Genomic DNA, 26,070 nt, shown 5'->3' with positions numbered 1-26,070 from the left:
CTGAAGGGCTGAACATGATAGACGAATCGGGAGCCCTGCCCCTTGATGACCCTGAACAACACTGAACGGATGGCTGAGACGTCATTGCTTGCCGAGGAGGTGTCCGGGCAGAACCCGGCTGCGGTCCCGTGCGAGGTGTTGCCGGTTACAGCGGGTGCAGGATCACTGCCGAGCGAAGCTGACAGGGATCTGATGTCAGCGGTACTGGCTCGCAGCAACATGCTGCTGGCCTACGATCGGGTTCGTCGCAATAAAGGCGCGCCCGGGGTGGATGGGATGACAGTCGAGGCGCTCAAGCCTTACCTGAAAACCCATTGGCCTGAGATCAAACAGCAACTGTTGGAGGGGTGGTACACACCCCAGCCGGTGCGCAAGGTTGAAATCCCCAAGCCCGGGGGAGGCATCCGTATGCTGGGTATTCCCAGTGTTCTGGATCGCCTGATCCAACAGGCATTGCATCAAGTGCTTAGTCCACGCTTTGAATCCACGTTCTCTGATCACAGCTACGGCTTCCGACCGGGACGCAGTGCTGCTCAGGCGGTATTGCAGGCTCGGTCCTACATGGAAGAGGGGCGTCGCTGGGTGGTCGATATCGATCTGGAAGCGTTCTTTGACCGGGTCAACCACGACATCTTGATGTCGCGGTTGGCGCGCGGGATCACGGATACACGTGTCCTGAAACTGATCCGTGCCTATTTACAGGCCGGGATCATGGAGGGAGGTGTGGTGACGGTACGGCAGGAAGGCACGCCACAAGGCGGCCCTCTCTCGCCGCTGCTGTCCAATATCCTGTTGACGGATCTGGATCGAGAGCTGGAACGGCGGGGCCACCGGTTCTGCCGGTACGCGGACGACTGCAACATCTACGTGAAAAGCCGGAAGGCGGGAGAGCGTGTGCTTGCATCATTGACCGACTATCTTGAGCAACGACTCAAACTTCGCGTCAACCGGGGCAAGAGCGCGGTCGATCGACCCTGGAACAGGAGTTTTCTGGGCTATAGCGTGGATAACCGCAAGCGGAATATCCGGCTCAAAGTGGCAGACAAGTCTCTGAAACGGCTCAGAGCCACGATCAAGGGGGTGCTTCGCAGAGGTCGAGGACAGAGGATCTATCGGACGGTCGAGATACTGACCCCGAAACTGCGGGGCTGGATCAACTACTTCCGTTATAGCGATGTGAAAGGGAGCTTCGAGGCGCTGGATGGCTGGATTCGCCGGCATCTGCGCAAAATCCTCTGGCGTCAATGGAAACGGCCGTTCACCCGGGCCAAGATGCTGATGCGACTGGGGCTATCTGAAGGCAGGGCTTGGCGCAGTGCCACCAATGGGCGTGGTCCTTGGTGGAACTCATGCGCCTCGCACTTGAATCAGGCGCTGCCGAAGAAAGTGTTTGATCGAATCGGACTGGTATCGCTAATGGATCAATATCACCAGCTTAAATGTGTATCATGAACCGCCGTATGCGGAACCGCACGTACGGTGGTGTGAGAGGACGGAGGTCGCAAGACCTCCTCCTACTCGATACTGGGAAGGGAATCAGAACAGGCGGCGGCAGCGAATGGTACCGTTGACCTGCTGCAGTTTTTCCAGTGCCAGCTTGGAGTAGTCGGCATCCACATCGATCACCACGTAGCCGACCTTGTCGTTTGTCTGCAGATACTGGCCGGAGATGTTGATGCCGTTTTCGGAGAACACCGTGTTGATCTGGCTCAAAACGCCAGGGATGTTCTCGTGTACGTGCAGCAGGCGGTGCTTGTTCGGGTGTTCCGGCAGCGCCACTTCCGGGAAGTTGACGGAGGTGATGGAAGAGCCGTTGTCGCTGTACTTGATCAGCTTTTCGGCCACTTCATAACCGATGTTTTCCTGCGCTTCCATGGTGGAACCACCCACGTGCGGGGTCAGGATCACATTGTCGAACTCACGCAGCGGGCTGATGAACTCGTCATTGTTGGTACGTGGCTCAACCGGGAATACATCGATGGCGGCCCCCAGCAGTTTGCCGGATTTGAGCGCTTCACACAGGGCGTCGATATCGACCACGGTTCCACGTGCGGCGTTGATGAAGATCGCATCCTGTTTGATCTGGTCAAACTGGGTGGCGCCCATCATGTTCTTGGTCGACGGCAGCTCAGGTACGTGCAGGGTGACGATGTCACACATGCCCAGCAGCGCAGGCATTGAGCTGACCTGTTTGGCGTTGCCCAGCGGCAGCTTGGTGACGACATCATAGAAATAGACATCCATGCCCAGGCCTTCGGCCAGTACACTCAGCTGAGAGCCGATGCTGCCATAGCCGACAATACCCAGCTTCTTGCCACGGATTTCGTAGGAGTTCTTCGCGCTTTTCTGCCATTCGCCACGATGAGCCTTGGCGTTCTTCTCGGCCACGCCGCGCAGCAGAATGATCGCCTCGGCCAGCACCAGCTCGGCAACGGAGCGGGTGTTGGAGTAGGGCGCGTTGAATACGGCAATACCGCCTTCAGTGGCTGCCTGCAGGTCGACCTGGTTGGTACCGATGCAGAAGCAGCCCACGGCAACCAGCTTCTCCGCCGCTTCGAACACCTTGCGGGTCAGCTGGGTGCGGGAGCGGATGCCGATGAAGTGAGCATCGCGCACCTTTTCGATCAGCTCTTCTTCGGGCAGTGATCCGGTGTGGAATTCGATGTTGGTGTAGCCCTGCGCGTTCAGCGTGTCGATCGCGGACTGGTGCACGCCTTCCAGCAACAGAATCCGGATCTTGCTCTTATCCAGAGAAGTAGTTTTGCTCATCGTCTGTGACTCATGCTGCAGCTGGGCGGAAACTCGTCCAGCCAGGAAAATTAAAGCGGGGATTCTAGCACAAACCTGACCCGCTTGTGTGCCGAGACAGAGCGTTGCGAGCGGGAAAAATATTCAGCCGTGCTTGAATGAAAATGCAGCAGGGAGCCGGGCAGGCCGGCTCCGGCTCGCTCAGCTGTAATAGCAGAGGTACGCGGTGGGGGTTTTGACCTGCAGGTCGAAGGAGTCGCCGGCAGTGATGTTGAACTCGGTTCCGGCCGGGAACGAGGTCCACTCTTCGCTGCCCGGCAGACGCACGATCAGTTCGCCGGCGGTGACGATCATGCGCTCGTTCTGGCTGGTACCGAAAGTGTATTCGCCGGTGGCCATGACGCCGGATGTGGCGGGGCCTTCAGGGGTTTCAAACGCGATGGAGACGACCTTGCCGTCGAAGTAGCTGTTGGTGCTGAGCATGTGCTCTCCTTAAAACAGAGGCCATGAGGCCGGGATAATGGGACAGCATGATAATCCTGACGGCAGCGGCTGTCATCAGCTCCTGCTGGCCTGCTCCAGTACGAAATCGACGAAGGTGCGATTGGCGCGTGACAGCAGATGGCCCTTGCGCCAGGCCAGTGAAAGGTCGAGCCAGACCGGCTGCTCAAACGGCAGGGCGACAAGCTGTGGGTCGTCGGCTACCACCATCTCCAGCAGGGTGGTGATGCCAAAGCCGTGGCTGACGATCTGCTTGATCAGCGGAATCAGATTGGTTTCAAAACCGATACCGGGCGTGACGCCGGCCTCGGCGCTGAGTCGGTCGATCACCTCACGGTGAAAATAGCCCTCCTTGAACAGCACCAGCTCCTCGGCGAAGAAGGCGTCGTAGCTGATGCTGTCACATCCGGCCAGGGGATGATCCGTTGGCATGATGGCCATCATCTGGGCCTGCAGAAAACTGTGAGTTTCCAGATCATCCGGCGGCGTATCCGCCACGATCACGCCCATATCGATTTCACCCCGGTGAATCATCCTCTGCAACTGCCGTGTTCCGGCCTCGACCACTTCCAGCCGTAGTTGCGGGTAACGATGGCGAAAGGCCATCAGAATGGGCGGGAAGTAATAGGAGCCCAGCATACTGGGAATGCCAACGCGTACCTCCCCGCGCTCCAGTGCATGCAGCTCGTGCATTTCACGCTCGGCATCCCGTACCGCCTGCAGAATGGCGTGGGCGTGGCGCAACAGCACCTGACCTTCATCGGTGAGACTGATGCGGCGCTCATGACGGTGAAACAGCTGCAGCTGCAGCGACTGCTCCAGCTTGCGAATCGCCATGCTGACGGCGGGTTGAGCGATATGCAGCTGCTCGGCAGCGGCACTGAAGCCGCCCAGTTCAGCCACGGCCACAAAATAACGCAGACTGCGGACGTCCATATAAGCAATTCTTATGCAGTGGATAATAACTATATATTTTATTGATCATATCCCGACTGCTAGGGTGGCACCAGTTTTCACCATCTGGAGTGCTCGATGATCGAGTCCGGCAACCCCCTGTTCTGGCGTGCCACACTGGCACTCTGTCTGGGGTCGTTCATGATTTTTGCCAATGTCTATGTGACTCAGCCGCTGCTGCCGATGCTGGCGCAGGCATTTGAAGTCTCGCCACTGGAGGCGGGCTGGACCTTTACCGTCACCACTTTGACACTGGGGCTGTCGCTGCTGCTCTGGGGGCCGTTATCGGATGCTCTGGGGCGACGCTGGATCATGCTGCTGACGATGAGTGGCGCCACGTTGGTGACGTTGCTGCTGTCGTTCACTGATGACTACACCGGCATGCTGGTGCTGCGCGCTGTGCAGGGTGTTCTGTTGGCGGGTCTGCCCGCCATCGCCATCGCCTGGATGGGGGATGAGTTCAGCCGCAAGGCGATGTTGCTGGCAGTCGGGCTCTATATCGGTGGCAACAGTCTTGGCGGGATTAGCGGCCGCCTGATAGGTGGCTTTGTGGGTGACTGGCTGGGCTGGTCTGAAGCATTTCTGGTCATGACACTGCTGAGCATCATCTGTCTGCTGCTGTTTGCCCTGTTGCTGCCACCGTCGCAACATTTTGAGCCGCGCCCGCTGCGGCCACGCCAGATGGCGGCTGATCTGGGCGGGCATCTGCGTAACCCACTGCTGTTGCTGGCGTACCTGATTGGCGGCTTCAACTTCTTCATCTTCGTGAATCAGTACAGCTATATCACCTTTGTACTGGCCGATGCGCCTTATAACCTGCCGGCAAGCCTTCTGGGCATGTTGTTTCTGACTTACCTGAGCGGCACGTTCGGCTCTTCCATATCGGGCAGGGCTGGGCAGCGCTGGTCGCAGCCGGTCTGTATGGCAGCGGGTACCCTGATCCTGATGCTGGGGTCGTTGCTGACACTGGTCGACTCCTTGTTGATGATCGTGCTGGGGTTGCTGGTCAATAGTTTCGGTTTTTTCTTTGCTCACTCCAGTGCCAGCAGCTGGGTGAGTCAGAATGCACAACGTGCCCGTGCCAGTGCTTCTTCTCTCTATCTGCTGTTTTACTACAGCGGCGCAAGTGCCGGTGGCTTTTACCTGAACCCGTTCTGGGAGTGGCTCGGCTGGCCAGGGGTTATTCTGGGCTCATGGCTGATCCTGTTGCTGACCTTCGGGCTCAGTATACGGTTGCGAGCACTTAAGTCGGCGGTCGAGACGGGGCGTGATTCTGCTAAGATTGCGTTAGATGTCCAGCCGGAGCAGACGAAGTCAACTACCCCTCCCTAAAGAGGGTGTCGCAAATCGCTTAGCGCGGCATTAGGCAGCAGGTGTTCGGCGATGTCGCGGGCTGGTACGCTTCGCTATTGAGCACCCGTGCGGCCGAAAGCATTTTCCAAGCCAGGCAAACGTCCCTCAGACATGTCCACCTGTAAACCCAGATAAGACAATAAAGGCTTAGCGAGACGGCGCGAGCCACATTATAGGCCAGAACATGCAGGGCAAACTCGCGCTTGACACCCGCCAGTCCTCGGCGTCGGAAGCGTGTCAGACCCTGCTGCTGACGTAGTGCGGAAAATACCGGCTCGACCATGGCCTTGCGCTGTCGAAAGACGTTTTGGGCACCCGGATGTGTCATGACCTGCTGCAGGGCCAGACGGACCTCATCTTCCGGGTAACGCTTGATTCGGCGTCCTTGGGCAGAGCGGGTACACGCCGTGCGTTGTGGGCAGGCCGCGCATTGATCACACGCATAGACGAACTGTTCACGCGTGCGTGCCGATGCACGTGCATGACTGATACACCGAAGCCGCTGTCCTGCCGGACATAGGTAGACGTCCTGATCTGCATCGTAGGCGAACTGGCTTTTATGATAAAGGCCACCCACTTTGTCTGTGGTGCTGGGTTTGGGCGGGCACAACAGGCTGACATCACGCGCCAGTGTTGCCGCAATGACGCCATCATCAAAATAGCCAGCATCCAGTAGCAGTTCGCGCTGAGTCTCTGGAACCACGCGCTCACTCTGATCCAGCAGTTCTCCGACCACGCGTGTCTCACTCGTGGGATCTATGGCATGCGCCACGATAATACGTACCTCATTAGCCAGAACGGAGGGCGTATAAGCCGGTGCAAAGCCGCGCCCTCGCTTCTGACGCTGTACAGCGGCCTCTGGTTCGGTGGGACTAACGCGCACCGTATCGACACGCTTGCCGTGGCGCCGTCGTGCCGCGATCCGCGCGTCAAGAACCTTTTCACAGGCCTGCACTTTCTCCAACTGCTGCTGCGTTTCATCCTGCTGCTCAGGAGAGGCCTGTTGATGGTCTTTCAGGGCTTTACTGACTCGAGCACGTACCGCCTCGTCTTTAAGCAGGCGGTAGTGAGAACAGGCTGCTTCGATCACTGTCCCATCACCTGCCAGGCATGTGGTCGAAGCTCCGATTCTGGCCAGAATGGTGCGGGTCAGCGCTTCGAAAAACGCCTCTGAAAGTGATTGTTCATGCAGGCAGATAAAGCGTCCGATGTTGGCATGATCGGGGGCAATACCTCCGGTCACCCACATAGCCCCCAGGTCTACACGAGCCAGCCGCTCCAGCGAGCGCAACGACGAAGCCCCGTTCATGATCCCGTAGAGAATCAACCCCATCATCGCGCGTGGCGCATAGGGGGCGCGCCCCGTGGCTGCATAACGATTCTCAAAGGGCTTCCAATCCTGGTCATCCAACAGGTCGGCCACTACAAAAGGGGCGCTAATTCCTGACAGCCGTAGATGATCTTCAAGCGGTGTCATGCCCAGGAAAATCGCCTTGGCATCACCTTGTATGAAGCGCCGTCCTGACGATGCAGTCGTAACACGGGAGGGCGGAGGAGGCGAGGCAGGCAATGCCTGAAAAAGCGCGAACTGCCTGTCATCAGGTGTGGGCATACATGCTGTCGACACGGTAAGCTCTCGGGCAGATAAAAGGTTTATTTTAAGGCTTTACCCCTTTCGCGACACCCTCTAAAGGAAGGGGCTTGTGAATACAAGCCGGGTTGACCAGGGCAAGCGGACACCAGTCCGCTACGTTGATAACAGGTCGCGAAGACTCACCTGCGAATGCTTCCTCAGTTCGCAGCTCTGAAAGGTCAGAATCACGCAGGCGCAAGGTAAAACGCCAAAGGTTCTGATCGCTGTGGCAACACAGGAGCCGGTTATCGACATGCCCGAGGGGAGACGGGGCGCAAGCCCCGCGACACCAGGCCCGTAAGGGTATTGATCAGGAAGAAATCGCATGGCGGTTTTCGTATGGGATAAGCACAAGCAGCCGTTGATGCCGTGCAGCGAAAAGCGTGCACGGTTGCTGCTGCAGCGTGGTCGTGCGGTGGTGCATAAGCGCTACCCGTTTACCATCCGACTGAAAGATCGGGTGGGTGGTGAGACACAGCCGCTATGCTTGGGTATCGACCCCGGCAGTAAGACCACTGGGTTGGCGCTGATGCGTGAGGCGAACAGTGAGCAGCGGCATCTGTTGTGCCTGTTCGAGCTGGTACATCGTGGCTACAAAATCAAACAGGCACTACAGCAACGGGCGGCTTTTCGGCGCCGTCGCCGCAGTGCCAACCTGCGCTACCGAGCGCCGCGCTTTAAAAACCGTACCAAGCCCAAGGGCTGGCTGGCGCCAAGCTTGCAGCATCGTGTCGATACCGTCACGGCCTGGGTGAACAGATTAAGTCGTTTGGCGCCTGTAACAGCCATCAGCCAGGAGCTGGTGCGGTTTGACACGCAAAAGCTCGACAACCCCGAAATCTCAGGTGTGGAGTATCAGCAAGGCACCCTATTGGGGTACGAGGTCCGCGAGTACCTGCTGGAAAAATGGGGGCGTGAGTGTGCGTATTGCGGCACCGCCGATACCCCAGTGGAAATCGAGCATGTGGTACCGCGTTCGCAGGGCGGTTCTAACCGCGTTAGCAACCTGACCACAACGCGCGACAAGCCCCGTATCTTTTAGTGCGGGGAAGGATAGCGCAACCGGCGCAGCCGGTTTGATAATGCTGTATACTTCCACAGTATGAAACACACCAAAACCCTCAAGGTTCGGATCAAGGATCGCCACCGGCCGCTGCTTCAGCAGATGGCGTGGTCGGTCAATCAGGTCTGGAACTATGTGAACGAACTGAGCCAACGCTCCATCCGTGAGCGCGGTGTGTTTCTGTCCGCCTACGATATCCAGCCCTATACCAACGGTGCCGGAAAAGACCTCGGCCTGCACAGCCATACGGTGCAGGAAGTCGGCCGTGAGTACGTCACCCGCCGACAGCAGTTCAAAAAGACGCGGCTGCAATGGCGCAAGAGCGGCGGCGTGCGCCGCTCGCTGGGCTGGATACCGTTCAAGTCCGGTGCCGTGACCTGGAAACAGGGGCAGGTTTACCACAACGGCCACTTCTTCAAAGTCTGGGACAGCTACGGGCTGGCTCAGTACCGGTTCCGTGCCGGCAGCTTCTCCGAAGATGCGCGGGGCCGTTGGTACCTCAATGTGGTCGTTGAGGTTGAGGCTGAGGTTCCGGCCGGTCAGGATGCGATCGGGATCGATCTTGGCTTCAAGGATACGGCGACGTGTTCGGATGGGACCACGCTGGAAGCCGCGCGTTTCTACCGCGATTTGGAGCCGGCGCTGGCCCGCGCCCAGCGGGCGCGCAAGAAAGCCCGCGTGAAGGCGATCCACGCCAAAATCGCCAATCGGCGCAAAGACGCCTTGCACAAGTTCAGCCGCCAACTGGTGAACCGCTGCGGCGTGATCATCATCGGCGATGTAAAGTCTCGTTCATTCACCCGCAACCGTAAAAGCGCCAAGACGGTGTACGACACCGGCTGGGCGATGCTGAAACAGTTCCTGTCCTATAAGAGCGCATGCGCCGGGATCGTGTTTCAGGCGGTGAATGAAGCCTACACCACCCAGACCTGTTCGTGTTGCGGCGCTATCAGCGCCAACAGTCCGAAAGGTAGAGCCGGTCTTGGAATAAGAGAATGGACCTGTGAGTGTGGTGCCACTCACGACCGCGACATCAATGCGGCCAGGAACATACTCGCGCTCGGGCATGAGCGTCTCGCAGGAGGAATCACCGTCTCTTCAGGGCGGTGAGGATGTCAATCTGGCCTGCAACGCTTGCAATAGCGAAAAAGCCCGCTGGGCACTCTCTGACTTTTTCGCCACGAGTAAAGGCCTGAAAAAGCGCCTTAAAGCCAACGGCCTGTCAGCGGATGCACGGCTGGGACGCGTACAGCGCCAGCTCAAACAACCGTTGCGCGATGCCAGTGCGGTCAATGCGACGCGCTGGGCGCTGTTCAATACCCTTAAGACTGCCACTGGCTTGCCAGTGGCAGTAGCCAGCGGCGGCCGCACTAAATACAACCGCCAGCGCTTGGGCGTCCCCAAGACCCATGCGCTCGATGCGGCCTGTGTGGGCGCTTTCGACATGCTGCACGACTGGACAGCGCCGACGCTGATGATTAAATGCACCGGGCGCGGTAGCTATCAGCGCACGCGCTTGAATCGGTTTGGATTCCCGCGCGGTGTGTTGATGCGCCAAAAGCAGGTACACGGCTTTCAGACCGGGGACATGGTAAAAGCCGTGGTGCCGAATGGCAAGAAAGCTGGCGCTCACACGGGACGTGTGGCGGTGCGCAAGACTGGCAGCTTCAACATCCAAACAGAACAGGGTGCGGTGCAAGGCATCTCGCACAAACACTGCACCGTGATACAACGCGGTGATGGCTACGGCTATCACTACACACCATCCATCAACAACAAAGGAGGAGCGGGAGACGCGGTGGCGTAATCCACGTCACCTTTTGGGTGACGCGCTATCCCTCCCGGCACTAAAAGTACCGGGTATCCCGCGCAAAATCTGATGAGTTATCAACACCGCAACGCCGATGCCAGCCTGATTGAGTTACCCACAGGCAAGGTGGTGTGTGTCGGACGCAACTATGCCGACCATGCCAAAGAGCTGAACAACCCGGTGCCGACCGAGCCGATTCTGTTTATCAAACCAGTCACCTCGCTGGTACCGTTGGAAGAGCCCTTCGATATTCCTGCCGGTTTGGGCGCCGTGCATTTCGAGACTGAACTGGCGGTGCTGATTGGCGAAACCCTGACTCAGGCGGATGAACAGCGTGCCCAACGTGCCATTGCCGGTATTGGTGTAGGGCTGGATCTGACCCTGCGTGAAGTACAGGATCAGCTCAAGCAGAAAGGGCATCCCTGGGAGAAATCAAAGGCATTTGATGGTGCCTGCCCGCTCTCCGCATTTCTGTCGCCGGCGACAGCCGGTGATCTGACCGATGTGCAGATCCGTTTAAGCGTCAACGGTGAGGTACGTCAGGATGGTAACAGCGCCCGGATGCTCACGCCTGTGCTGAAGCTGCTGAGCTACATCAGCCAATGGTTTACGCTGCTGCCGGGCGATGTGGTGCTGACCGGCACGCCGGCAGGGGTTGGGCCGGTACGACCGGGCGACGAACTGCGGGTGGAACTGGTTGATCTTTTACGGGTCGATACCCGGGTCAACAATCGCTGATACGTTCCGCACGGCGGCGCATGTTCAGATAGTGGCAGGATCAATCAAGGAGACTTCATGCTCTGGTACAAAATGCTTCATATACTGGCAATGACCAGCTGGATGGCCGGTATTTTCTATCTGCCGCGCATCTTTGTGCACTACGTCGAGGGCCGAGAGGCCGGCCAGGATGTATCCCGGCTGGAGATCATGGCGCGCAAGCTCTACGGCTTTATGACGATCATGGCCGTATTTACGCTGGCCCTGGGGCTCTGGCTTTGGCTGGGATATGGCTGGAGTGGTGGCTGGTTGCACGCGAAACTGCTATTTGTCGGTTTTCTGATCGGCTACCACTTCTGGTGTCGTGCCTATCTGAAACAGATGCAGCGTGGAGAGCTCCAGCGCAGCGGGCGTTATTTCAGACTCTATAACGAACTGCCGCTGCTGATCTTTATTCCCATTCTGATCTTCGTTGTGGTCAAACCCTTCTGAATTAAACTCTTCCGGTGCTTTCCACTTTCGCATGGGGGCGGAATCGCCCTCTGAACCAACTGAGAGCCGGTTGTTCGATCAGCCGGTGAATCAGCATGGCCAATCCAACTGCCGCGACCAGCGCCAGTATGATCCCCACCCAGCCGGGCAGTCCTGCACGGTAGGCGGCAGAGATGATGCCGTAACCGATGTTCTGATGCACCAGATACAGGCTGTAGGACAGTCGTCCCAGCCAGAGCAGGGGTGCACGACAGAGCCAGTCCAGCCGCCCGATTACGGCCAGCATGAAAATGCCGTAGCCGGCAAACACCAGCAGGTTGAACGGGGTCTTGTAGCTGAGCAGGCTGTGCCCGATCGCCACCGCCAGCAGCGCCTGCTCGGTCAGGTCCGGGCGGCCGTGACGGTACCAGCGGTAGATCAGCATGCCGCTTATAAACAGGGGCGCATAGCGGGTGAACAGCAAATCCTTGAGGATGAACGCCAGGCTGTCAGGTATCTGTTTCCATGTCAGTACCGCGGCATAGCTGATCAGCACCCAGCCCCATAACACCGGACGAATACGCTTCCAGTCACGTACCCCGTAGTGCAGCAGTGCGATCCAGACGTAAAAAGTGGCCTCGATCACAAGGCTCCAGTAAGCACCGTCCACATGTTCAAGGCCCAGGTACTCGTGCAGCAGGGTGGTGTTGAGCAGGGCTGTGCCGAGGCTCACGGCTCTGTCTTCCGGCCCCAGCCAGTGAACGCTGGCAAAGGTAAGTGCTATGCTGGCCCAGAGTGCCGGCAGCAGGCGAAAGGCCCTTGCCATGGCAAACAGATGAGGGGCCGGGGTGCGCTCCAGTGTCATGAATATGACAAAACCGCTGAGCATGAAGAACAGGTGTACCCCATAGCGACCGGCTTCAACCAGGGCCCAGGGGGTAAAGTTATGCCCGTACAGGCGGTCATACCAGTAGATGTAGTGAAACAGCACCACGGCCAGCGCGGCCAGTCCGCGCAGTGCATCCAGCGCACTCAGGCGGTCAGCACTGGCTGCTGTGTTCATGCAAAGGGTCTCGGGGAGGGCATCAAGGAAGGTCAGTCTTTCGCTGAGGTACGCAGCCGTTCAAGTCGGCTGATACGGGCGTCCAGTCGATCGGTGGCGGCGCGCAGGGCATCGACCTCGTCCTGTGCGATTTCAATCTCGACCCGTGTGGGCAGCAGTCGTGCTTCTTCGTGCAGGTACTCTTCCAGGCTGTGCATGAGGCTTGAACCCGTGTGCTGCAGCTGCTGACTCGTGTTGCGCAGCAATTGTGCCAGCGGGTGTGCGGCCGTATCGCCGATCAGATTGCCAAGCCAGGCTTCCCAATCGATTTGGCTGTCGGCCAGAATCCGCTGCAGCTTGTGCGCCAGGGCGCTGTCACCCTCGATACGAACACCCTGCCCGAACAGAACCGCATTGCCGGCGGAGGGCAGGCGCATCAGGTTAAGTGCCGATCCGTGCAGGGTGACATCAGCAGCCGTGGCACTTTGACCCAGCAGGTCGATGCCCTGTGCGTGAGGCAGCAGATAGACCTGAAATTCGGGAGCGGTGCAATGAACGGCGATTTCGCGGCCTGACAAGGCATCAAGCCGCTGCAGTGTAAGCGGGTCCTGAGCCAGAATCCGGTTGAGACTTTCTTCTGCCAGTGTCAGCAGTGTTGCGCCGATCATCCCCGTTACCATGCAGAGACCTCCGCTCAGGGCTTGATGCCGGTATGCAGCGCGACCACGCCGCCGGTCATGTTCTGGTAGCGACAGTTGACGAAGCCGGCCTGCTCCATCATCCCCTTGAGCGTTTCCTGATCCGGATGTTTGCGGATCGACTCGGCCAGATAACGGTAGCTGTCGGCGTCACCCGCAACCACCTTGCCGATCTGCGGCAGGATGTTGAAGGAATAGAAGTCATACAGCTTGGTAAAGGCCGGGTTATTGGTCTTCGAGAACTCCAGAATCATCAGCTTACCGCCGGGCTTGAGGACCCGCAGCATCGAGGCGATCGCCGCATTCTGATCGGTCACGTTACGCAGACCAAAGGCGATGGTGATGACATCAAAGGTGTTGTCTTCAAATGGCAGGCATTCGGCGTTGGCCTGAACATATTCCACATTACCGCCCACGCCTGAATTCAGCAGCTTGTCGCGGCCCACCTTCAGCATGGAGTCGTTGATGTCGGCCAGGATGACCTTGCCCTCATGGCCCACCATACGGGCAAACTTGCGCGTCAAATCGCCGGTTCCGCCGGCGATATCGAGCACCTTGTGGCCCCGGCGCACACCGCTTTGGTCGATGGTGATGCGCTTCCACAGACGGTGAACGCCGCCGGACATCAGGTCATTCATCAGGTCATACTTGCCTGCAACCGAGTGAAAAACATCGGCCACACGTTTAACCTTCTCTTCAACCGGTACATCCTGATAGCCGAAGTGAGTGGTCTTGTTCTCTTTCTGCTCTGACATGCTGTTCTGTCCGACTTAAACTCTGTTAGAGGGCATTCTACTCCGCATGTCGGCGTTTGTCGCACCGGTTGCGGGGACTAGCCACGCGCGATCAGACCGTTGTCGCGGGAGGCACCGGCGGCCTTGAGCTGATCCAGGTAGCGCTGCCAGTAGTCGGCCTGATTATGGGCCAGGTCATGCAGATATTCCCAGGTGTACAGCCCGGAGTCATGACCGTCATCAAACGTGATTTTCAGCGCATAGTTGCCGGCGGGTTCAACACCCTTGATGCCAACATGCTTTTTGCCGGTCTGCAGTACACCGTTGCCGATGCCGTGGCCGCGTACTTCGGCAGAGGGTGAGTGTACCCGCAGGAACTCGGCCGTGAGTTCAAAGGTGCCATCGGCATAAACCAGCTCCAGGGTGCGAGACTTGAGGTGCAGGCGGATATCGGAGGGCAGGGGAACCTGTATGGTCATGGTGTGGCTCCGGTATGCCGGGGCACGGTGCCCCGGCCGGGTTGTCATCAGAGGATGTAGTGACTCAGGTCCTCGTCCTGGCTCAACTCGCCAAGTTGCTGATCCACATACGCGGCATCGATCAGAACGGTTTCACCCGATTTGTCGGAGGCCATGTAGGACAGCTCATCCAGCAGACGCTCCATCATGGTGTGCAAGCGGCGCGCACCGATGTTCTCGGTCTTTTCGTTGACCTGGAACGCCAGCTCGGCGATGCGGGCGATACCGTCGTCGCTGAAGTCGATGCTGACACCTTCGGTGGCCAGTAGCGCCTTGTACTGCTCGGTCAGTGATGCCTTGGGTTCGGTGAGAATGCGACGGAAGTCCTCTGGCGTCAGTGCATTCAGCTCGACACGGATCGGCAGGCGGCCCTGCAGCTCGGGGATCAGGTCTGACGGACGCGCCAGATGGAAGGCACCGGAGGCGATAAACAGAATATGATCGGTTTTCACCATGCCATATTTGGTGCTGACGGTGCAGCCCTCAATCAGCGGCAATAGGTCACGCTGTACGCCTTCGCGGGAGACATCACCACTGCCGTTGTCGGAGCGCTTGCACACCTTGTCGATCTCGTCGAGGAACACGATACCGTTCTGTTCCACCATCTCGACCGCTTTCTGCTTGGTCTCTTCTTCCTTGACCAGTGCCGCGGCCTCCTCATCGGTGAGCAGCTTGAACGCTTCCTTGACCTTCAGGCGGCGGCTTTTCTTGCGCTCCTGCCCCAGGTTGGAAAACATGTTCTGCAGCTGGCTGGTCATCTCTTCCATGCCCGGAGGGGCCATGATCTCGACACCCACCTGCGGCTGAGCCACTTCGACATCGATCTCCTTGTCATCCAGCTGGCCTTCACGCAGTTTCTTGCGGAATACCTGACGGGTGGCGCTGTCGGTCTTGCTCGGCTGCGGCTCGTCACCAAAGCCGGTCGGGCGGGCTGGCGGCAGCAGGGCATCCAGAATACGTTCTTCGGCGGCTTCTTCGGCACGGAAGCGCACCTGCTCCATCGCCTGTTCGCGCACCATCTTCACGGCCATCTCGGTCAGGTCGCGCACGATGGTTTCCACATCACGGCCCACGTAGCCCACCTCAGTGAACTTGGTGGCTTCCACCTTGATAAAGGGGGCATTGGCCAGTTTGGCCAGGCGACGGGCGATTTCGGTCTTGCCCACGCCGGTGGGGCCGATCATCAGGATGTTTTTCGGTGTCACTTCCGGTCGCAGTTCTTCATTCAACTGCATGCGGCGCCAGCGGTTGCGCAGCGCGATGGCGACAGAGCGCTTGGCATCGTCCTGACCGATGATGTGGCGGTTAAGCTCATGCACGATTTCGCGCGGGGTCATGTTGGACATATTCACTTCTCCTCGCGGCTGTTCGCCAGTTGTTCGATGGTCAGGTTGTCGTTGGTGAAGACACAGATGCCGGCCGCAATGTGCAGGCTTTTTTCAACAATCTCACGGGCACTCAGGTCTGTGTTGTCCACCAGTGCGCGGGCGGCGGCGAGGGCAAAGTTGCCACCGGAGCCGATGGCGATAACGCCATCTTCGGGCTCGATCACGTCACCATTGCCGGAAATCAGATAGGTCTTTTCATGATTCGCAACCAGCATCAGAGCCTCCAGCCGGCGCAGAACCCGGTCGGAACGCCATTCGCGAGCCAGATGAATCACGGCGTTGACAATATTGCCCTGGTGTTTGTCCAGTTGCTGCTCGAACAGGTCGCGCAGGGTGATGGCATCGGCAGTGCCCCCGGCAAAGCCGGTGATCACCTTGTGCTTGGCCAGCATATTGACCTTGCGTGCACTGCCTTTCATCACGGTATTGCCAAGCGAAACCTGACCGTCACCGCCGACCACAACCTGATCGCCACGGCGTACTGATACTATCGTTGTCATAACAGAAAAATCCTTCAGCCCGATAATTGAAAGAGATATGGATGCATGCGGGTGGATTTCAAGGGGGAAGCCCGGATCAGTCGATCCGGACTTCCATCGGGATGATGCTCAGCTTGCCGAGTCGGTTGCTGGCCTGGTTCATGGCGGTCCGGTTATCAAACGGCCCGATGCGGACTCGATACCAGGTACCGTTGCTGCCTTCGCTGCGGTCAGTGCGTACACCCGGCAGCCCTTCAAGGATCAGCCGGGCCCGCATACGCTCGGCATCGGCCGGGTCGCGGAAGGATCCTGCCTGCAGCAGATAGCGGTGCTCCATAACGGCGTCTTTGGGCGTTGACTTGTAGGCCTCGACCTTGGGTGCCACGATTTCTGCCTTGGGCAGCTTCTCGTAAAACTCGAAACGGCTTTCCTTCGGCTCGACCACCGGCACCGGCTCGGATTTGACTGCCGGTTTGGCAGGTGCTGGCTGCACCGCTTTGGCGGCCGGTTCTGTTGCCGGTGCGGCAGCGTCCGGAGGCGTATTCAGCAGGAAGTACAGCAGATAAGCCAGCCCGGCTACCACCGCCAGAGTGACCAGCGTCAGGCCCAGAGGCAGACGTCGGGGGGGGGGCGGAGGAGGTGCACGCCGCGGTGCTGGCTGGCGTGCCGGCTTGCGACTGGCGCTGCTGCCGCTGCGACGCTTCTGGCCGTAGTCCTGTTTTGCCATGCTTACATCTGCTCCGGTGCGGATACACCCAGCAGCTTCAGGCCGTTGGCCAGCACCTGACGCACGGCCACGCTCAGCGTCAGACGGGCGTTACGCAGCTCGGTATCGTCGATGATCAGCTTGTGGCCGTTGTACCAGGTGTGGAAATCACCTGCCAGATCACGCAGATAGTTGGCCAGCACGTGCGGCTCGAAGTTGAGTGCCGCGTGCTGCAGGGTTTCCGGGTATTTGCCCAGCTGCATCACCAGATCCTTTTCGGTTTCACTCTCCAGTCGCTCCAGTGCCTCAAGACCGGCGGCCTTGTCCCAGGCCATGCCTTCGCTTTCCAGCTTGCGCAGTACCGAGCAGACACGGGCGTGGGCGTACTGAATGTAGTACACCGGGTTGTCCTTGGACTCGGATTTGGCCAGTTCCAGATCGAAATCCATATGCTGATCGGCCTTGCGGGTCACATAGAAGAAGCGGCAGGCATCGTTGCCCACTTCATTGCGCAGCTCGCGCAGGGTGACGAAAGAGCCGGATCGCGTGGACATCTGTACACGCTCACTGCCACGGTAGAGGATGGCAAACTGAACCAGTTTGACCACCAGCTTTTCGGGATCGTATCCCAGCGCCTGAATCGCCGCCTTGACGCGGGTGATGTAGCCGTGATGATCGGCACCCCAGATGTTGACCACCTGATCAAATCCGCGCTCGAACTTGTTCATGTGGTAGGCAATATCGGATGCAAAATAGGTGGTCTGGCCGTTGGCGCGCTTGACCACACGGTCCTTGTCGTCGCCGAAATCGGTGGAGCGGAACCAGAGGTTGCCCTCCTGCTCATACAGATAGCCCCGCGCTTCCAGTTGCTCCAGTGCACGTTCAACATCGCCGCTGTGGGTCAGTGAGCGCTCGGAGAACCAGACCTGATAATCAACACCGAATTCGGACAGATCCTCACGGATATCACCCAGAATGGCGTCAAGACCTGCGTTGAAGACATGTTCGTAGTCATCAGCCAGCATCTGCTGTGCGCGCTCGATCAGTGCATCGATATGCAGTTCCTTGTCGCCACCGGCAGGCTCATCGGCAACGATGTCGAAGAACAGCTCGGCAACGGGGACGTTGAAGCGATCGCCATGTGCTTTCAACAGATCATGAGCAATATCACGGATGTAGTAGCCCTGGTAGCCGTTGCTGGGGAAGGTCAGTTCCTGGTCGTTCAGCTCCAGATAGCGCAGCCAGACGCTGACTGCGAGAATGTTCATCTGACGACCGGCATCGTTGACGTAGTATTCGCGCTCGACTTCAACCCCGGCCGCTTCCAGCAGGTCGGCCACGGTCGCACCATAGGCGGCACCGCGACCATGTCCCACATGCAGCGGACCGGTGGGGTTGGCGGACACAAATTCCACCTGAACCCGTGGTCCGGTATTGGGCTGTCCGCGACCGAACGCGTCACCCTGCTCAAGAATATCGCCGACGACGGTAAAGATGGACGCCTGGCTGACGAAGAAGTTGATGAACCCGGGGCCTGCAATCTCGGTTTTTTCAACGCTGTTGGAGGCAGGCAGTGCGGCACAGATCTGCTGCGCCAGTTCGCGCGGATTGCGTCGGGCAGGCTTGGCCAGAGTCAGGGCGATGTTGCTGGCAAAGTCACCATGCGACTTGTCGCGAGTGTTCTCCACCTGAATGCTCGGTGCGATATCGGCCGGCAGGGTGCCGTCAGCTATCAGGGAGGCGAGCGCCGTTTCGATCAACTGGGCAATCTGTTCTTTCATCGGGGTACTCTGGCTGGAATTGAAGATCAGAATGATGCAATAAACCGAGTATTATACGGCCTCGCTGTGGTCAATTGCCAATCAGTAACTGTCAATGGGATCGACGTCGATACTCCAGCGTACCCGGCGTGCTTCAGGGTGCTCCTGCATCAGCCCGGTCAGCAGTGGCAGCGCATGCTGCAGCGCGGGACGGTGCGGGCTTTGCAGCAGCATCTGGGCGCGGAACAGGCCGGCACGCTTTTCCATTACCGCCGGGAAGGGGCCGATGCACTGTACGCCCTGGGGCAGCAGCTGTTGCTGTTGCGCGAGTTCACGCAGGCTGATCAGGAAGCTCTCAGCCAGCCCCTGTCGGTTGGCTTCGGCTCGGATCAGGGCGTGATGGGAAAAGGGCGGCAGATAACCGGCATGCCGCAGCTGTAACTCCTCGCTGGCAAAGGCCTCATAGCCGGCGTGTACCAGCGTATTGAGCATCGGGTGCTCTGCATGCAGGGTTTGCAGCACCACTTCACCGGGGTGATCGGCACGACCTGCACGACCGGCGACCTGCAGAATCAATTGAGCGGTTTTTTCCATGCCGCGAAAGTCCGCACTGAACAGGCCCGCATCCGCATCCAGCACTGCTACCAGCGTTACCTTGGGGAAATGATGCCCTTTGGCCAGCATCTGGGTGCCCACGAGAATGCAGGGCTCGCCCTGATGTACCTGCTGCATGATTCGCTCCAGCGCGTGCTTGCGCTGAGTGCTGTCGCGATCGACCCGCAATACGGGGGTGTCAGGAAAGTGTACCTGCAGGCGATCTTCTACCCTTTCGGTGCCGCTGCCGGCGGGTCGCAGCTGGTTGCTGCCGCACTGAGCGCAAGAGCGTGGAATGGGTGTTTGACGATCGCAGTGATGGCAATGCAGGTGGGGGGGCTGACGGTGCAGGGTCATGCGCGCATCGCAGCGGGTACAGTCGACCGGAGTACCACAGTCGTGGCAGATCAACGCCGGTGAGAAGCCGCGTCGGTTCAGGAACAGCAACACCTGGGTGCCCTGATCAAGATGTGATCGGATCTGGCTGATCAACGCTGCCGAGAGACCGGCGTCCAGCGTCTGCTGTCGAATGTCCAGCAGTTTGAATACGGGAGGGGTGGCATTGCCGGCGCGACGGGTCAGGTGCAGATGCTGATAGCGACCACTGCGTGCGTTCTGCAGGCTCTCCAGTGACGGAGTGGCGCTGCCCAGTACAACGGGGATCTTGAGCTGATTGGCGCGGAAAATCGCCAGATCGCGGGCATGGTAGCGAAATCCGTCCTGCTGCTTGAACGAGCTGTCATGCTCTTCGTCCACAATGATCAGGCCGGGACGGCTCAGGGGCGTGAAAATGGCTGAACGCGTACCGATCAGAATGCGGGCGCTGCCTTCATCTGCCCAGAGCCAGGCATCCAGGCGCTGGCGGTCGGTCATGCCGGAGTGCAGTGCCAGCACCGGCACCCGAAAACGTGCCTTGAAACGGGACAGTGTCTGTGGCGTCAGGCCGATCTCGGGTACCAGTACCAGTGCCTGCTGGCCGCGCTCAAGGCAGGACTGAATCGCCTGCAGATAGACCTCGGTCTTGCCTGAGCCGGTGACGCCCTCAAGCAACAGAGGGCTGAAACCCTGTGCCGCTCGAATGGCCTCAACCGCCTGTGCCTGCTCATCATGCAGTGTCAGTGGCGCTTCACGGATAACCCCGTCGGTGAGGTCGGCATGCGGCAGGTCAGGGTGGTGCTCGAATGACTGTGCGAGTCCCTTCTGCTGCAGCGATTTGAGCAGTGCCGGATCACCGCCTTCGGCACGCAGAGCATCTGTGCTGATGCCGCCGGGATGCTCCAGCAGCAGTTGCAGCAGCTCTCGCTGACGGAATGCACGCGCACTGACGGTCTCCAGTGTTGCGCCGGGGGCTGCTTGCCACAGTGTCTGGTGTGCAAAGCGTGCAGGCTGTCCCTGGCGCAGCAGTATTGGCAGGGCCTGTTGCAGCGCATCGCCAAGAGGGTGTTGATAGTAGCCGGCGGCCCAGCGTGTCAGCGCAAACAGGACATCACTGAATACCGGAGCCTGATCCAGTACCTCGCTGACCGGCTTGAGCTTGTCGAGGGGGAACTCACTGGTGTGCTCGATCGAGACCAGAATGCCAATGGCCTCGCGCCGGCCAAAGGGGACCCGTACTCGGCAACCCGGCTGGGCACAGGCCCCATTCAGGGGCGGTCGGTAGTCGAACAGCCGGTGCAGAGGCGTTGGAATGGCGACGCGGTAGATCAAGATCGGGGTCCTGTCAGTGAAGGGTGTCGGTCGGCAATGCTGTGGCCTCGAGTCTAGGGCTTTTGAGCGTTACAGGGAATGGTTGAACGGTGCGCGCGAATTGGCTTGCTCGCAGAGGGTCGGCTGCGTATAATTTCGCGCCTTAACTGTAAGCATCGCGGTGCTCTGCTATTGGAGCGCTGACTATTAAATGTGCGGTGCCTGGCGTCAATGAATACGACCGGGTGGCGGCACGCCAATTTTATCGAGGTTCAAGATGAAAGCTGGTATCCATCCGGAATACAACGAAGTTACCATCACCTGCTCTTGCGGCAACGTGATGAACACCCGCTCTACCATGGGTCAGGACATGCTGGTCGACGTGTGCAGCCAGTGCCACCCGTTCTACACCGGCAAGCAGAAAGAAGCGACTTCTGGCGGCCGTGTTGACCGCTTCAACAAGCGTTTCGGTGGTCGTGGCTTCAAGTCTTAATCGACTGCGCCAGCGCACATCAAAAAAGGCACTCCATGTGGGTGCCTTTTTTGTATCCGCGTTTTGGCTTCTGTTGTCTCCTGCGGCCTGGGCACAATGCCCGCTGCTGCCGGGTGGCTTTGATGCCGAAGTCGTGCACGTATATGACGGAGATACCGTCCGTCTGAAGTCAGGGCAGCGGGTGCGGCTGATCGGGATTGATACACCTGAAATCGGGCGTGACGGGCGCCCTGATCAGCCCGGTGCGCGTGAGGCGGGTCGTTGGCTTGAGCGGCGCGTAAAGGGTCAGCAGGTCTACCTCCTGCCCGGGGTTGAGCGTCAGGATCGCTATGGCCGGTTGCTGGCACACCTGTATTGGCGCGATGAACTGATAGCGGAAAAAATGTTGCAGCAGGGGCTGGGCTTTGCTCTGGCCGTGGGTGCCAATACCCGCCTTGCCGATTGTCTTTTCAGCGCAGAAACGCCTGCACGCATTGCATCTGAAGGTGTGTGGCGGCGCGCGCCTCGTGCTGCAATGGAAATTGATAAACCCGGTTTTGCACTGGTCAGGGGGCGTATCAGCCGAATCACGCAAGCCCGTGCCGGCTACTACATCGATCTGGATGATCATCTGGCCCTGTTTCTGCCGGAAAAACTTGGGGCAGATCATGCGCGAATGCAGGTGGGGGACCGGATCGAAGCCCGTGGCTGGGTGCAGGATCGCCTGCAGCGGCAGAATCGGCTGAGTCATGGCCAGCAGCGCTGGCTGCTCAGAATTACCGCAGACCGGCACCTTCAGGCCAACTGAAGTCTATATTTGCATCGCCTAAAGTGCGGTTGTTGTCTATATGGCTTTTATATATGATGCAAGACCGTCTATTTACAACCTTAGTTGGAAACAGCAACCATGTCTCAAGATTTCAAACAAGCCGCCCTCGATTACCACGAGTTCCCTCGTCCGGGTAAGATCAGTGTAGAGCTTACCACCTCCGCTGAGACTTCCCGCGACCTTTCTCTGGCCTACTCTCCGGGTGTGGCCGAGCCCGTGCGTGAAATCGCGAAGGATCCTGATGCGGCTTACCGTTACACCGCCAAAGGCAACCTGGTTGCTGTTATCTCCAACGGTACCGCGATCCTGGGTCTGGGTGATCTGGGGCCTCTGGCTTCCAAGCCGGTCATGGAAGGCAAGGCGCTGCTGTTCAAGCGCTTTGCCGGTATTGATTCAATCGATATCGAAGTCGATGCAGAAAGCCCGCAGGCGTTCATCGACACTGTTGCGCGCATTGCTGAAACATTCGGTGGCATCAACCTGGAAGATATCAAGGCGCCGGAGTGCTTCGAGATCGAGCGTGTTCTGATCGAGCGCTGCAAGATTCCGGTCTTTCATGACGATCAGCACGGTACGGCCATCGTAACGGCTGCCGGCATGATCAACGCACTGGAGCTGGCCGGCAAGAAACTGGCCGATGCGCAGATCGTGTGTCTGGGTGCCGGTGCTGCTGCCAGTGCCTGCATGAAGCTGCTGATCAATATGGGTGCCAAAGTCGAGAACATCTACATGATCGACCGCAAGGGTGTTATCCACTCGGGTCGTGATGATCTGACTCCGGAAAAGGCCGCTTTCGCGACCGAGACCGACAAGCGCACGCTGGAAGATGCCGTCACCGGCGCTGACGTATTTGTAGGCCTGTCTGGTCCGGATCTGTTGTCACCGGAAAACCTGCTGAAAATGGCTGACAATCCGATCGTCTTCGCCTGTGCCAACCCGGATCCTGAAATCAAGCCGGATCTGGCGCGCGCGACTCGCTCTGATGTGATCATGGCAACCGGTCGCTCAGACTACCCGAACCAGGTGAACAACGTGCTGGGCTTCCCGTTCATCTTCCGTGGCGCGCTGGACGTTCGTGCAACCGCCATCAACGAAGAGATGAAAGCGGCAGCCGTGCGTGCGCTGGCTGATCTGGCCAAGCAGCCGGTTCCGCAGGAAGTGTTGAATGCCTACAACCTTATGGAGATGGAATTCGGTCGTGAGTATATCCTGCCGAAGGCGACTGACCCGCGTCTGCTGGGTGCAATCTCCAATGCGGTCGCCCAGGCTGCAGTCGATACCGGTGTTGCGCGTCTGCCGATGCCCTCGCACTACCCGATTCAGAGCGTGAAAGACATCTGATCACGGACTGAAATACGGACATTAAAAAACCGCCAGCTGGCGGTTTTTTAATGTCCAATGCAAGCGTGGGCTAGTAGCCGAAAATGGCCTCGGTTGGTGGTGCCTGCATCTGTTGCTCTGGGCTGCGGGCTGTTTCCGTGGGGACATCCTCGGTGCGGAAGTATTCGCTGATCGCATTGCTCTGACCGGGCCAGGCACGCAGGCCGCTGGCCGGATCGATGGCGATGCGGACAACGCCTTCAGGCGCAGCAGGGGGGCGATCAGGCAGCCCGGCAAGCGCCTCTTCCATGTAGTCGATCCAGATCGGCAGGGCGGTGCTACTGCCGTACTCGCCTCGTCCAAGGGGGGAGGGCTGGTCAAAGCCAACCCATACCGTTGTCACCAGATCGGGGCTGAAACCGCTGAACCAGGTGTCCTTTTGCTCATTGGTAGTACCGGTTTTGCCTGCCAGGTCTGAGCGTTCCAGGACGCGAGCTCGCGTGCCAGTGCCACGTGTAATTACGTCGCGCATCACATCGTAGATCAGAAATGCATTGCGCTCGCTGATGACGCGAGGTGCAACAGGTGTGGGTGCGTTTGTAGAGCCCTGTGATGCTGCAGCAGGCATTGGCTCGGAGGTATCGGTCAAAACCGCTGTTGCAGTTGTGGCTTCGATGTTGGGTGCATCACAGTTGTGGCATACCGTTACGGGATTGGCCTGCTCCAGCACTTCGCCTTCGGCATTCTCGATTCTATCGATCAGATAGGGCTCTACCAGATAGCCGCCATTGGCAATGGCAGCATAACCGCGTGCAATCTGCAATGGAGTGGCGCTGGCGCTGCCAAGCGAGAGTGACAGGTTGGCAGGCAGTTTATCGGGCTCGAAGCCGAACCTGAGCATGTATTCACGGGCCTGTTCGATACCCAGTGCGCGCATGATGCGAATCGATACCAGGTTGCGTGATCGGTACAGGGCTTCGCGCAGGCGCATGGGGCCGTTGAACTCGCCATTGTCATTTTCAGGGCGCCAGTTGCCTTCAAGGCTTACATCGTGAAACACGATAGGGGCATCATTGATGATGGAGGCGGGTGTGAAGCCGTTCTCAAGCGCAGCGGTATATAAGAAGGGCTTGATGCTGGAGCCTGGCTGGCGGTAGGCCTGAGTCGCGCGATTGAACTTGTTGTGATAGAAGCTGAAGCCGCCAACCAGTGAGCGTATGGCGCCATCCTGAGGGTTCAGGGCGACCAGAGCGCCTTGAACCTGCGGCATTTGGGTCAGGCGCAACGTGCCGTCGGTGTCGGGCATCACGCGGATGATATCGCCTGCCGAAAGTACGTCGGTTGCCTTTTGGGGGGTCGGCCCGGTCCAGTGTACGCTGCGGAAAGGGCGTGCCCATTTGATGCCGTCCCATTTCAGTTCGGCCGGCTCGCCGCTACCCAGCAGCAGTTGAGCGGAGTTGTTCGTCACGGACTTGACCAATGCTGGCTCCAGGCCAGCAAAGGTGGGGTATTGGCGCAGCTGGTTGAGCTGGTCAGCTTCACTGCTGAGGCTGTCTAGATCCAGGCTGGCTTCAGCACCATGGTAGCCGTGACGATCGGTGTAGGCGAGGAGTCCCCGTCGCAGAGCATCAGTCGCTTCCTGTTGCTGGTGACTGTACACCGTTGTCCAGACGCGGTAGCCATCGGTATACAGTGCTTCGCCATACCGCTCAAACAGTTGCTGGCGTACCATCTCGGCAATATAGGGGGCATCAAGCTCGATATCGCTGCGGTGGTAGCGTGCATTGTCCACAAAGGCGATGGCTTCGGCGTGTCGTGTGCTGTCAATGTAGCCCAGCTCAAGCATTCGTCCCAGAATCCAGTCACGTCGGGTGGTTGCACGAGCAGAGTTGGTGATCGGGTTGAACGCGGAGGGAGCCTTGGGAAGACCGGCAATCATGGCAAGCTGAGCCAAATTGAGCTGGTCGATGCTCGATCCATAGTAGGTGTTGGCGGCTGCTTCGATGCCGTAGGCGCGGTGCCCCAGATAAATCTGGTTTACATAGAGCGCCATGATTTCCTGCTTGCTGAGCTTGGTTTCGATCTGCAGAGCCAGTAGAATCTCGATAAACTTGCGTTTGAATGTCTGTTCGCGAGTGAGGAAGAAGTTTTTCGCCACCTGCATGGTGATGGTCGAGCCGCCACTCTGGATGGCACCGGTTGAGGCTAACTGAAAGGCTGCCCGGCTCAAACCCTTGATGTCGATGCCGAAATGCTCGAAAAACCGTGCATCTTCAGCCGCCTGTAATGCGTGAACGAAGTCGGTCGGGATCTGCTCGTAGCTGACCGGTACGCGTTTTTTTTCGCCGAATTCGGCGATCAGTTTGTCGTCGACCGAGAAGATCCGTAGTGGCGTTTGAAACTTTACGTCGCGTAAAGTTTGCACATCCGGTAATTGCGGGCTGAAATAGTAATAGACTCCTGCAAGTGCGGCGGTGCCAAGAATGACGCCGATCAGCGACAAGATGAGGAACCATTTGAACAAGCGGCTTAAAATTCGCATGCTAACCTTAGAAAAATTCGGTAAAAAAATAGAGCTGGGTCATTATATAGGT

At 58.6% G+C, this 26,070-nt stretch carries 24 protein-coding genes; 10 read left to right on the top strand and 14 right to left on the bottom strand.

Features of this window, described 5'->3' with window-relative positions; all coding sequences use genetic code 11:
• Positions 1 to 45: 45 nt before the first annotated feature.
• On the top strand, positions 46 to 1,452 hold the full coding sequence (gene ltrA / locus CFI10_RS17400; RefSeq protein ID WP_242530041.1) for a group II intron reverse transcriptase/maturase: 1,407 nt from the start codon (positions 46 to 48) through the stop codon (positions 1,450 to 1,452).
• A gap of 84 nt (positions 1,453 to 1,536) precedes the next feature.
• Here ltrA and serA read toward each other — a convergent pair whose 3' ends face one another.
• From serA to CFI10_RS17385, 3 genes are all read right to left on the bottom strand, one after another.
• Positions 1,537 to 2,769 (bottom strand): phosphoglycerate dehydrogenase, encoded by a 1,233-nt coding sequence (gene serA, locus CFI10_RS17395; protein WP_206836999.1) that lies wholly within the window; start codon positions 2,767 to 2,769, stop codon positions 1,537 to 1,539.
• 180 nt (positions 2,770 to 2,949) lie between these two features.
• Positions 2,950 to 3,231: a pyrimidine/purine nucleoside phosphorylase gene (ppnP, locus tag CFI10_RS17390; protein ID WP_206836995.1), complete on the bottom strand. Its 282-nt coding sequence runs from the start codon at positions 3,229 to 3,231 to the stop codon at positions 2,950 to 2,952.
• A 75-nt stretch (positions 3,232 to 3,306) separates the two neighbouring features.
• Complete coding sequence (locus CFI10_RS17385) at positions 3,307 to 4,185, bottom strand: LysR family transcriptional regulator (RefSeq protein ID WP_206836993.1); 879 nt, start codon at positions 4,183 to 4,185, stop codon at positions 3,307 to 3,309.
• A 96-nt stretch (positions 4,186 to 4,281) separates the two neighbouring features.
• Between CFI10_RS17385 and CFI10_RS17380 the strand changes: the two genes are divergently transcribed.
• Positions 4,282 to 5,535, top strand: coding sequence for an MFS transporter (locus CFI10_RS17380; protein ID WP_206836990.1), 1,254 nt, complete (start codon positions 4,282 to 4,284; stop codon positions 5,533 to 5,535).
• A gap of 19 nt (positions 5,536 to 5,554) precedes the next feature.
• On the opposite strand, the gene CFI10_RS17375 is transcribed toward CFI10_RS17380, so the two are convergent.
• A complete protein-coding gene (locus tag CFI10_RS17375) occupies positions 5,555 to 7,168 on the bottom strand; it encodes an IS1182 family transposase (RefSeq protein WP_242530015.1) in 1,614 nt (537 codons plus the stop codon).
• Positions 7,169 to 7,514: 346 nt separating this feature from the next.
• Here CFI10_RS17375 and iscB point away from each other — a divergent pair, with 346 nt between their 5' ends.
• From iscB to CFI10_RS17350, 5 genes are all read left to right on the top strand, one after another.
• On the top strand, positions 7,515 to 8,231 hold the full coding sequence (iscB, locus tag CFI10_RS17370) for an RNA-guided endonuclease IscB (RefSeq protein ID WP_242530040.1): 717 nt from the start codon (positions 7,515 to 7,517) through the stop codon (positions 8,229 to 8,231).
• A gap of 60 nt (positions 8,232 to 8,291) precedes the next feature.
• The gene (locus CFI10_RS19295) at positions 8,292 to 9,362 is read left to right on the top strand and encodes an RNA-guided endonuclease InsQ/TnpB family protein (RefSeq protein ID WP_242530039.1); all 1,071 of its coding nucleotides are present in this window, start codon (positions 8,292 to 8,294) and stop codon (positions 9,360 to 9,362) included.
• The gene (locus CFI10_RS17360) at positions 9,319 to 10,059 is read left to right on the top strand and encodes a hypothetical protein (RefSeq protein WP_242530038.1); all 741 of its coding nucleotides are present in this window, start codon (positions 9,319 to 9,321) and stop codon (positions 10,057 to 10,059) included. The genes CFI10_RS19295 and CFI10_RS17360 overlap by 44 nt, the downstream gene beginning before the upstream one ends.
• Before the next feature lie 72 nt (positions 10,060 to 10,131).
• Entirely contained in the window at positions 10,132 to 10,800 is a 669-nt protein-coding gene (locus tag CFI10_RS17355; RefSeq protein WP_206836987.1) for a fumarylacetoacetate hydrolase family protein, read from the top strand.
• A 57-nt stretch (positions 10,801 to 10,857) separates the two neighbouring features.
• Positions 10,858 to 11,271, top strand: a complete 414-nt coding sequence (locus CFI10_RS17350) for a CopD family protein (RefSeq protein WP_206836984.1) — start codon at positions 10,858 to 10,860, stop codon at positions 11,269 to 11,271.
• A 1-nt stretch (position 11,272) separates the two neighbouring features.
• On the opposite strand, the gene CFI10_RS17345 is transcribed toward CFI10_RS17350, so the two are convergent.
• The 9 genes from CFI10_RS17345 to CFI10_RS17305 form a co-directional block, all read right to left on the bottom strand.
• Positions 11,273 to 12,313, bottom strand: coding sequence for an acyltransferase family protein (locus tag CFI10_RS17345; protein ID WP_206836981.1), 1,041 nt, complete (start codon positions 12,311 to 12,313; stop codon positions 11,273 to 11,275).
• A gap of 32 nt (positions 12,314 to 12,345) precedes the next feature.
• Positions 12,346 to 12,972, bottom strand: coding sequence for a ubiquinone biosynthesis accessory factor UbiJ (locus tag CFI10_RS17340; RefSeq protein WP_206836977.1), 627 nt, complete (start codon positions 12,970 to 12,972; stop codon positions 12,346 to 12,348).
• A gap of 14 nt (positions 12,973 to 12,986) precedes the next feature.
• Positions 12,987 to 13,745, bottom strand: a complete 759-nt coding sequence (ubiE, locus tag CFI10_RS17335) for a bifunctional demethylmenaquinone methyltransferase/2-methoxy-6-polyprenyl-1,4-benzoquinol methylase UbiE (protein ID WP_206836973.1) — start codon at positions 13,743 to 13,745, stop codon at positions 12,987 to 12,989.
• A gap of 77 nt (positions 13,746 to 13,822) precedes the next feature.
• A complete protein-coding gene (locus CFI10_RS17330; protein WP_206836971.1) occupies positions 13,823 to 14,203 on the bottom strand; it encodes a gamma-butyrobetaine hydroxylase family protein in 381 nt (126 codons plus the stop codon).
• A gap of 47 nt (positions 14,204 to 14,250) precedes the next feature.
• Positions 14,251 to 15,588, bottom strand: a complete 1,338-nt coding sequence (gene hslU, locus CFI10_RS17325; RefSeq protein WP_206836967.1) for an ATP-dependent protease ATPase subunit HslU — start codon at positions 15,586 to 15,588, stop codon at positions 14,251 to 14,253.
• A gap of 2 nt (positions 15,589 to 15,590) precedes the next feature.
• Positions 15,591 to 16,130 carry an ATP-dependent protease subunit HslV gene (gene hslV / locus CFI10_RS17320; RefSeq protein ID WP_206836964.1) on the bottom strand — a complete coding sequence of 180 codons (540 nt, stop codon included), beginning with the start codon at positions 16,128 to 16,130 and terminating at the stop codon, positions 15,591 to 15,593.
• 76 nt (positions 16,131 to 16,206) lie between these two features.
• Positions 16,207 to 16,836 (bottom strand): SPOR domain-containing protein, encoded by a 630-nt coding sequence (locus tag CFI10_RS17315; protein ID WP_206836961.1) that lies wholly within the window; start codon positions 16,834 to 16,836, stop codon positions 16,207 to 16,209.
• A gap of 2 nt (positions 16,837 to 16,838) precedes the next feature.
• Entirely contained in the window at positions 16,839 to 18,596 is a 1,758-nt protein-coding gene (gene argS, locus CFI10_RS17310; RefSeq protein ID WP_206836958.1) for an arginine--tRNA ligase, read from the bottom strand.
• Positions 18,597 to 18,677: 81 nt separating this feature from the next.
• Positions 18,678 to 20,876 carry a primosomal protein N' gene (locus CFI10_RS17305; protein ID WP_425270412.1) on the bottom strand — a complete coding sequence of 733 codons (2,199 nt, stop codon included), beginning with the start codon at positions 20,874 to 20,876 and terminating at the stop codon, positions 18,678 to 18,680.
• Between the two features lie 256 nt (positions 20,877 to 21,132).
• Here CFI10_RS17305 and rpmE point away from each other — a divergent pair, with 256 nt between their 5' ends.
• From rpmE to CFI10_RS17290, 3 genes are all read left to right on the top strand, one after another.
• Positions 21,133 to 21,348, top strand: coding sequence for a 50S ribosomal protein L31 (gene rpmE / locus CFI10_RS17300; RefSeq protein ID WP_206836955.1), 216 nt, complete (start codon positions 21,133 to 21,135; stop codon positions 21,346 to 21,348).
• Positions 21,332 to 22,135: a thermonuclease family protein gene (locus tag CFI10_RS17295; protein ID WP_206836952.1), complete on the top strand. Its 804-nt coding sequence runs from the start codon at positions 21,332 to 21,334 to the stop codon at positions 22,133 to 22,135. Before rpmE ends, CFI10_RS17295 begins: the two co-directional genes overlap by 17 nt.
• A gap of 99 nt (positions 22,136 to 22,234) precedes the next feature.
• A complete protein-coding gene (locus CFI10_RS17290; RefSeq protein ID WP_206836949.1) occupies positions 22,235 to 23,497 on the top strand; it encodes a malic enzyme-like NAD(P)-binding protein in 1,263 nt (420 codons plus the stop codon).
• 70 nt (positions 23,498 to 23,567) lie between these two features.
• Here CFI10_RS17290 and CFI10_RS17285 read toward each other — a convergent pair whose 3' ends face one another.
• Complete coding sequence (locus tag CFI10_RS17285) at positions 23,568 to 26,018, bottom strand: penicillin-binding protein 1A (RefSeq protein ID WP_206836946.1); 2,451 nt, start codon at positions 26,016 to 26,018, stop codon at positions 23,568 to 23,570.
• Positions 26,019 to 26,070 lie beyond the last annotated feature (52 nt).

This window comes from Marinobacterium iners, from assembly GCF_017310015.1.
Lineage (GTDB): Bacteria > Pseudomonadota > Gammaproteobacteria > Pseudomonadales > Balneatricaceae > Marinobacterium > Marinobacterium iners.
Note: the sequence above shows the minus strand (reverse complement) of the source record. Positions and strands in the feature narration are given on the sequence as shown.

Bases quoted from the DNA above. Each gene is read 5' to 3' on its own strand.
- ltrA (WP_242530041.1), top strand. From the start codon at position 46: ATGACCCTGAACAACACTGAACGGATGGCTGAGACGTCATTGCTTGCC.
- serA (WP_206836999.1), bottom strand. From the start codon at position 2,769: ATGAGCAAAACTACTTCTCTGGATAAGAGCAAGATCCGGATTCTGTTG.
- ppnP (WP_206836995.1), bottom strand. From the start codon at position 3,231: ATGCTCAGCACCAACAGCTACTTCGACGGCAAGGTCGTCTCCATCGCG.
- CFI10_RS17385 (WP_206836993.1), bottom strand. From the start codon at position 4,185: ATGGACGTCCGCAGTCTGCGTTATTTTGTGGCCGTGGCTGAACTGGGC.
- CFI10_RS17380 (WP_206836990.1), top strand. From the start codon at position 4,282: ATGATCGAGTCCGGCAACCCCCTGTTCTGGCGTGCCACACTGGCACTC.
- CFI10_RS17375 (WP_242530015.1), bottom strand. From the start codon at position 7,168: ATGCCCACACCTGATGACAGGCAGTTCGCGCTTTTTCAGGCATTGCCT.
- iscB (WP_242530040.1), top strand. From the start codon at position 7,515: ATGGCGGTTTTCGTATGGGATAAGCACAAGCAGCCGTTGATGCCGTGC.
- CFI10_RS19295 (WP_242530039.1), top strand. From the start codon at position 8,292: ATGAAACACACCAAAACCCTCAAGGTTCGGATCAAGGATCGCCACCGG.
- CFI10_RS17360 (WP_242530038.1), top strand. From the start codon at position 9,319: ATGAGCGTCTCGCAGGAGGAATCACCGTCTCTTCAGGGCGGTGAGGAT.
- CFI10_RS17355 (WP_206836987.1), top strand. From the start codon at position 10,132: ATGAGTTATCAACACCGCAACGCCGATGCCAGCCTGATTGAGTTACCC.
- CFI10_RS17350 (WP_206836984.1), top strand. From the start codon at position 10,858: ATGCTCTGGTACAAAATGCTTCATATACTGGCAATGACCAGCTGGATG.
- CFI10_RS17345 (WP_206836981.1), bottom strand. From the start codon at position 12,313: ATGAACACAGCAGCCAGTGCTGACCGCCTGAGTGCGCTGGATGCACTG.
- CFI10_RS17340 (WP_206836977.1), bottom strand. From the start codon at position 12,972: ATGGTAACGGGGATGATCGGCGCAACACTGCTGACACTGGCAGAAGAA.
- ubiE (WP_206836973.1), bottom strand. From the start codon at position 13,745: ATGTCAGAGCAGAAAGAGAACAAGACCACTCACTTCGGCTATCAGGAT.
- CFI10_RS17330 (WP_206836971.1), bottom strand. From the start codon at position 14,203: ATGACCATACAGGTTCCCCTGCCCTCCGATATCCGCCTGCACCTCAAG.
- hslU (WP_206836967.1), bottom strand. From the start codon at position 15,588: ATGTCCAACATGACCCCGCGCGAAATCGTGCATGAGCTTAACCGCCAC.
- hslV (WP_206836964.1), bottom strand. From the start codon at position 16,130: ATGACAACGATAGTATCAGTACGCCGTGGCGATCAGGTTGTGGTCGGC.
- CFI10_RS17315 (WP_206836961.1), bottom strand. From the start codon at position 16,836: ATGGCAAAACAGGACTACGGCCAGAAGCGTCGCAGCGGCAGCAGCGCC.
- argS (WP_206836958.1), bottom strand. From the start codon at position 18,596: ATGAAAGAACAGATTGCCCAGTTGATCGAAACGGCGCTCGCCTCCCTG.
- rpmE (WP_206836955.1), top strand. From the start codon at position 21,133: ATGAAAGCTGGTATCCATCCGGAATACAACGAAGTTACCATCACCTGC.
- CFI10_RS17290 (WP_206836949.1), top strand. From the start codon at position 22,235: ATGTCTCAAGATTTCAAACAAGCCGCCCTCGATTACCACGAGTTCCCT.
- CFI10_RS17285 (WP_206836946.1), bottom strand. From the start codon at position 26,018: ATGCGAATTTTAAGCCGCTTGTTCAAATGGTTCCTCATCTTGTCGCTG.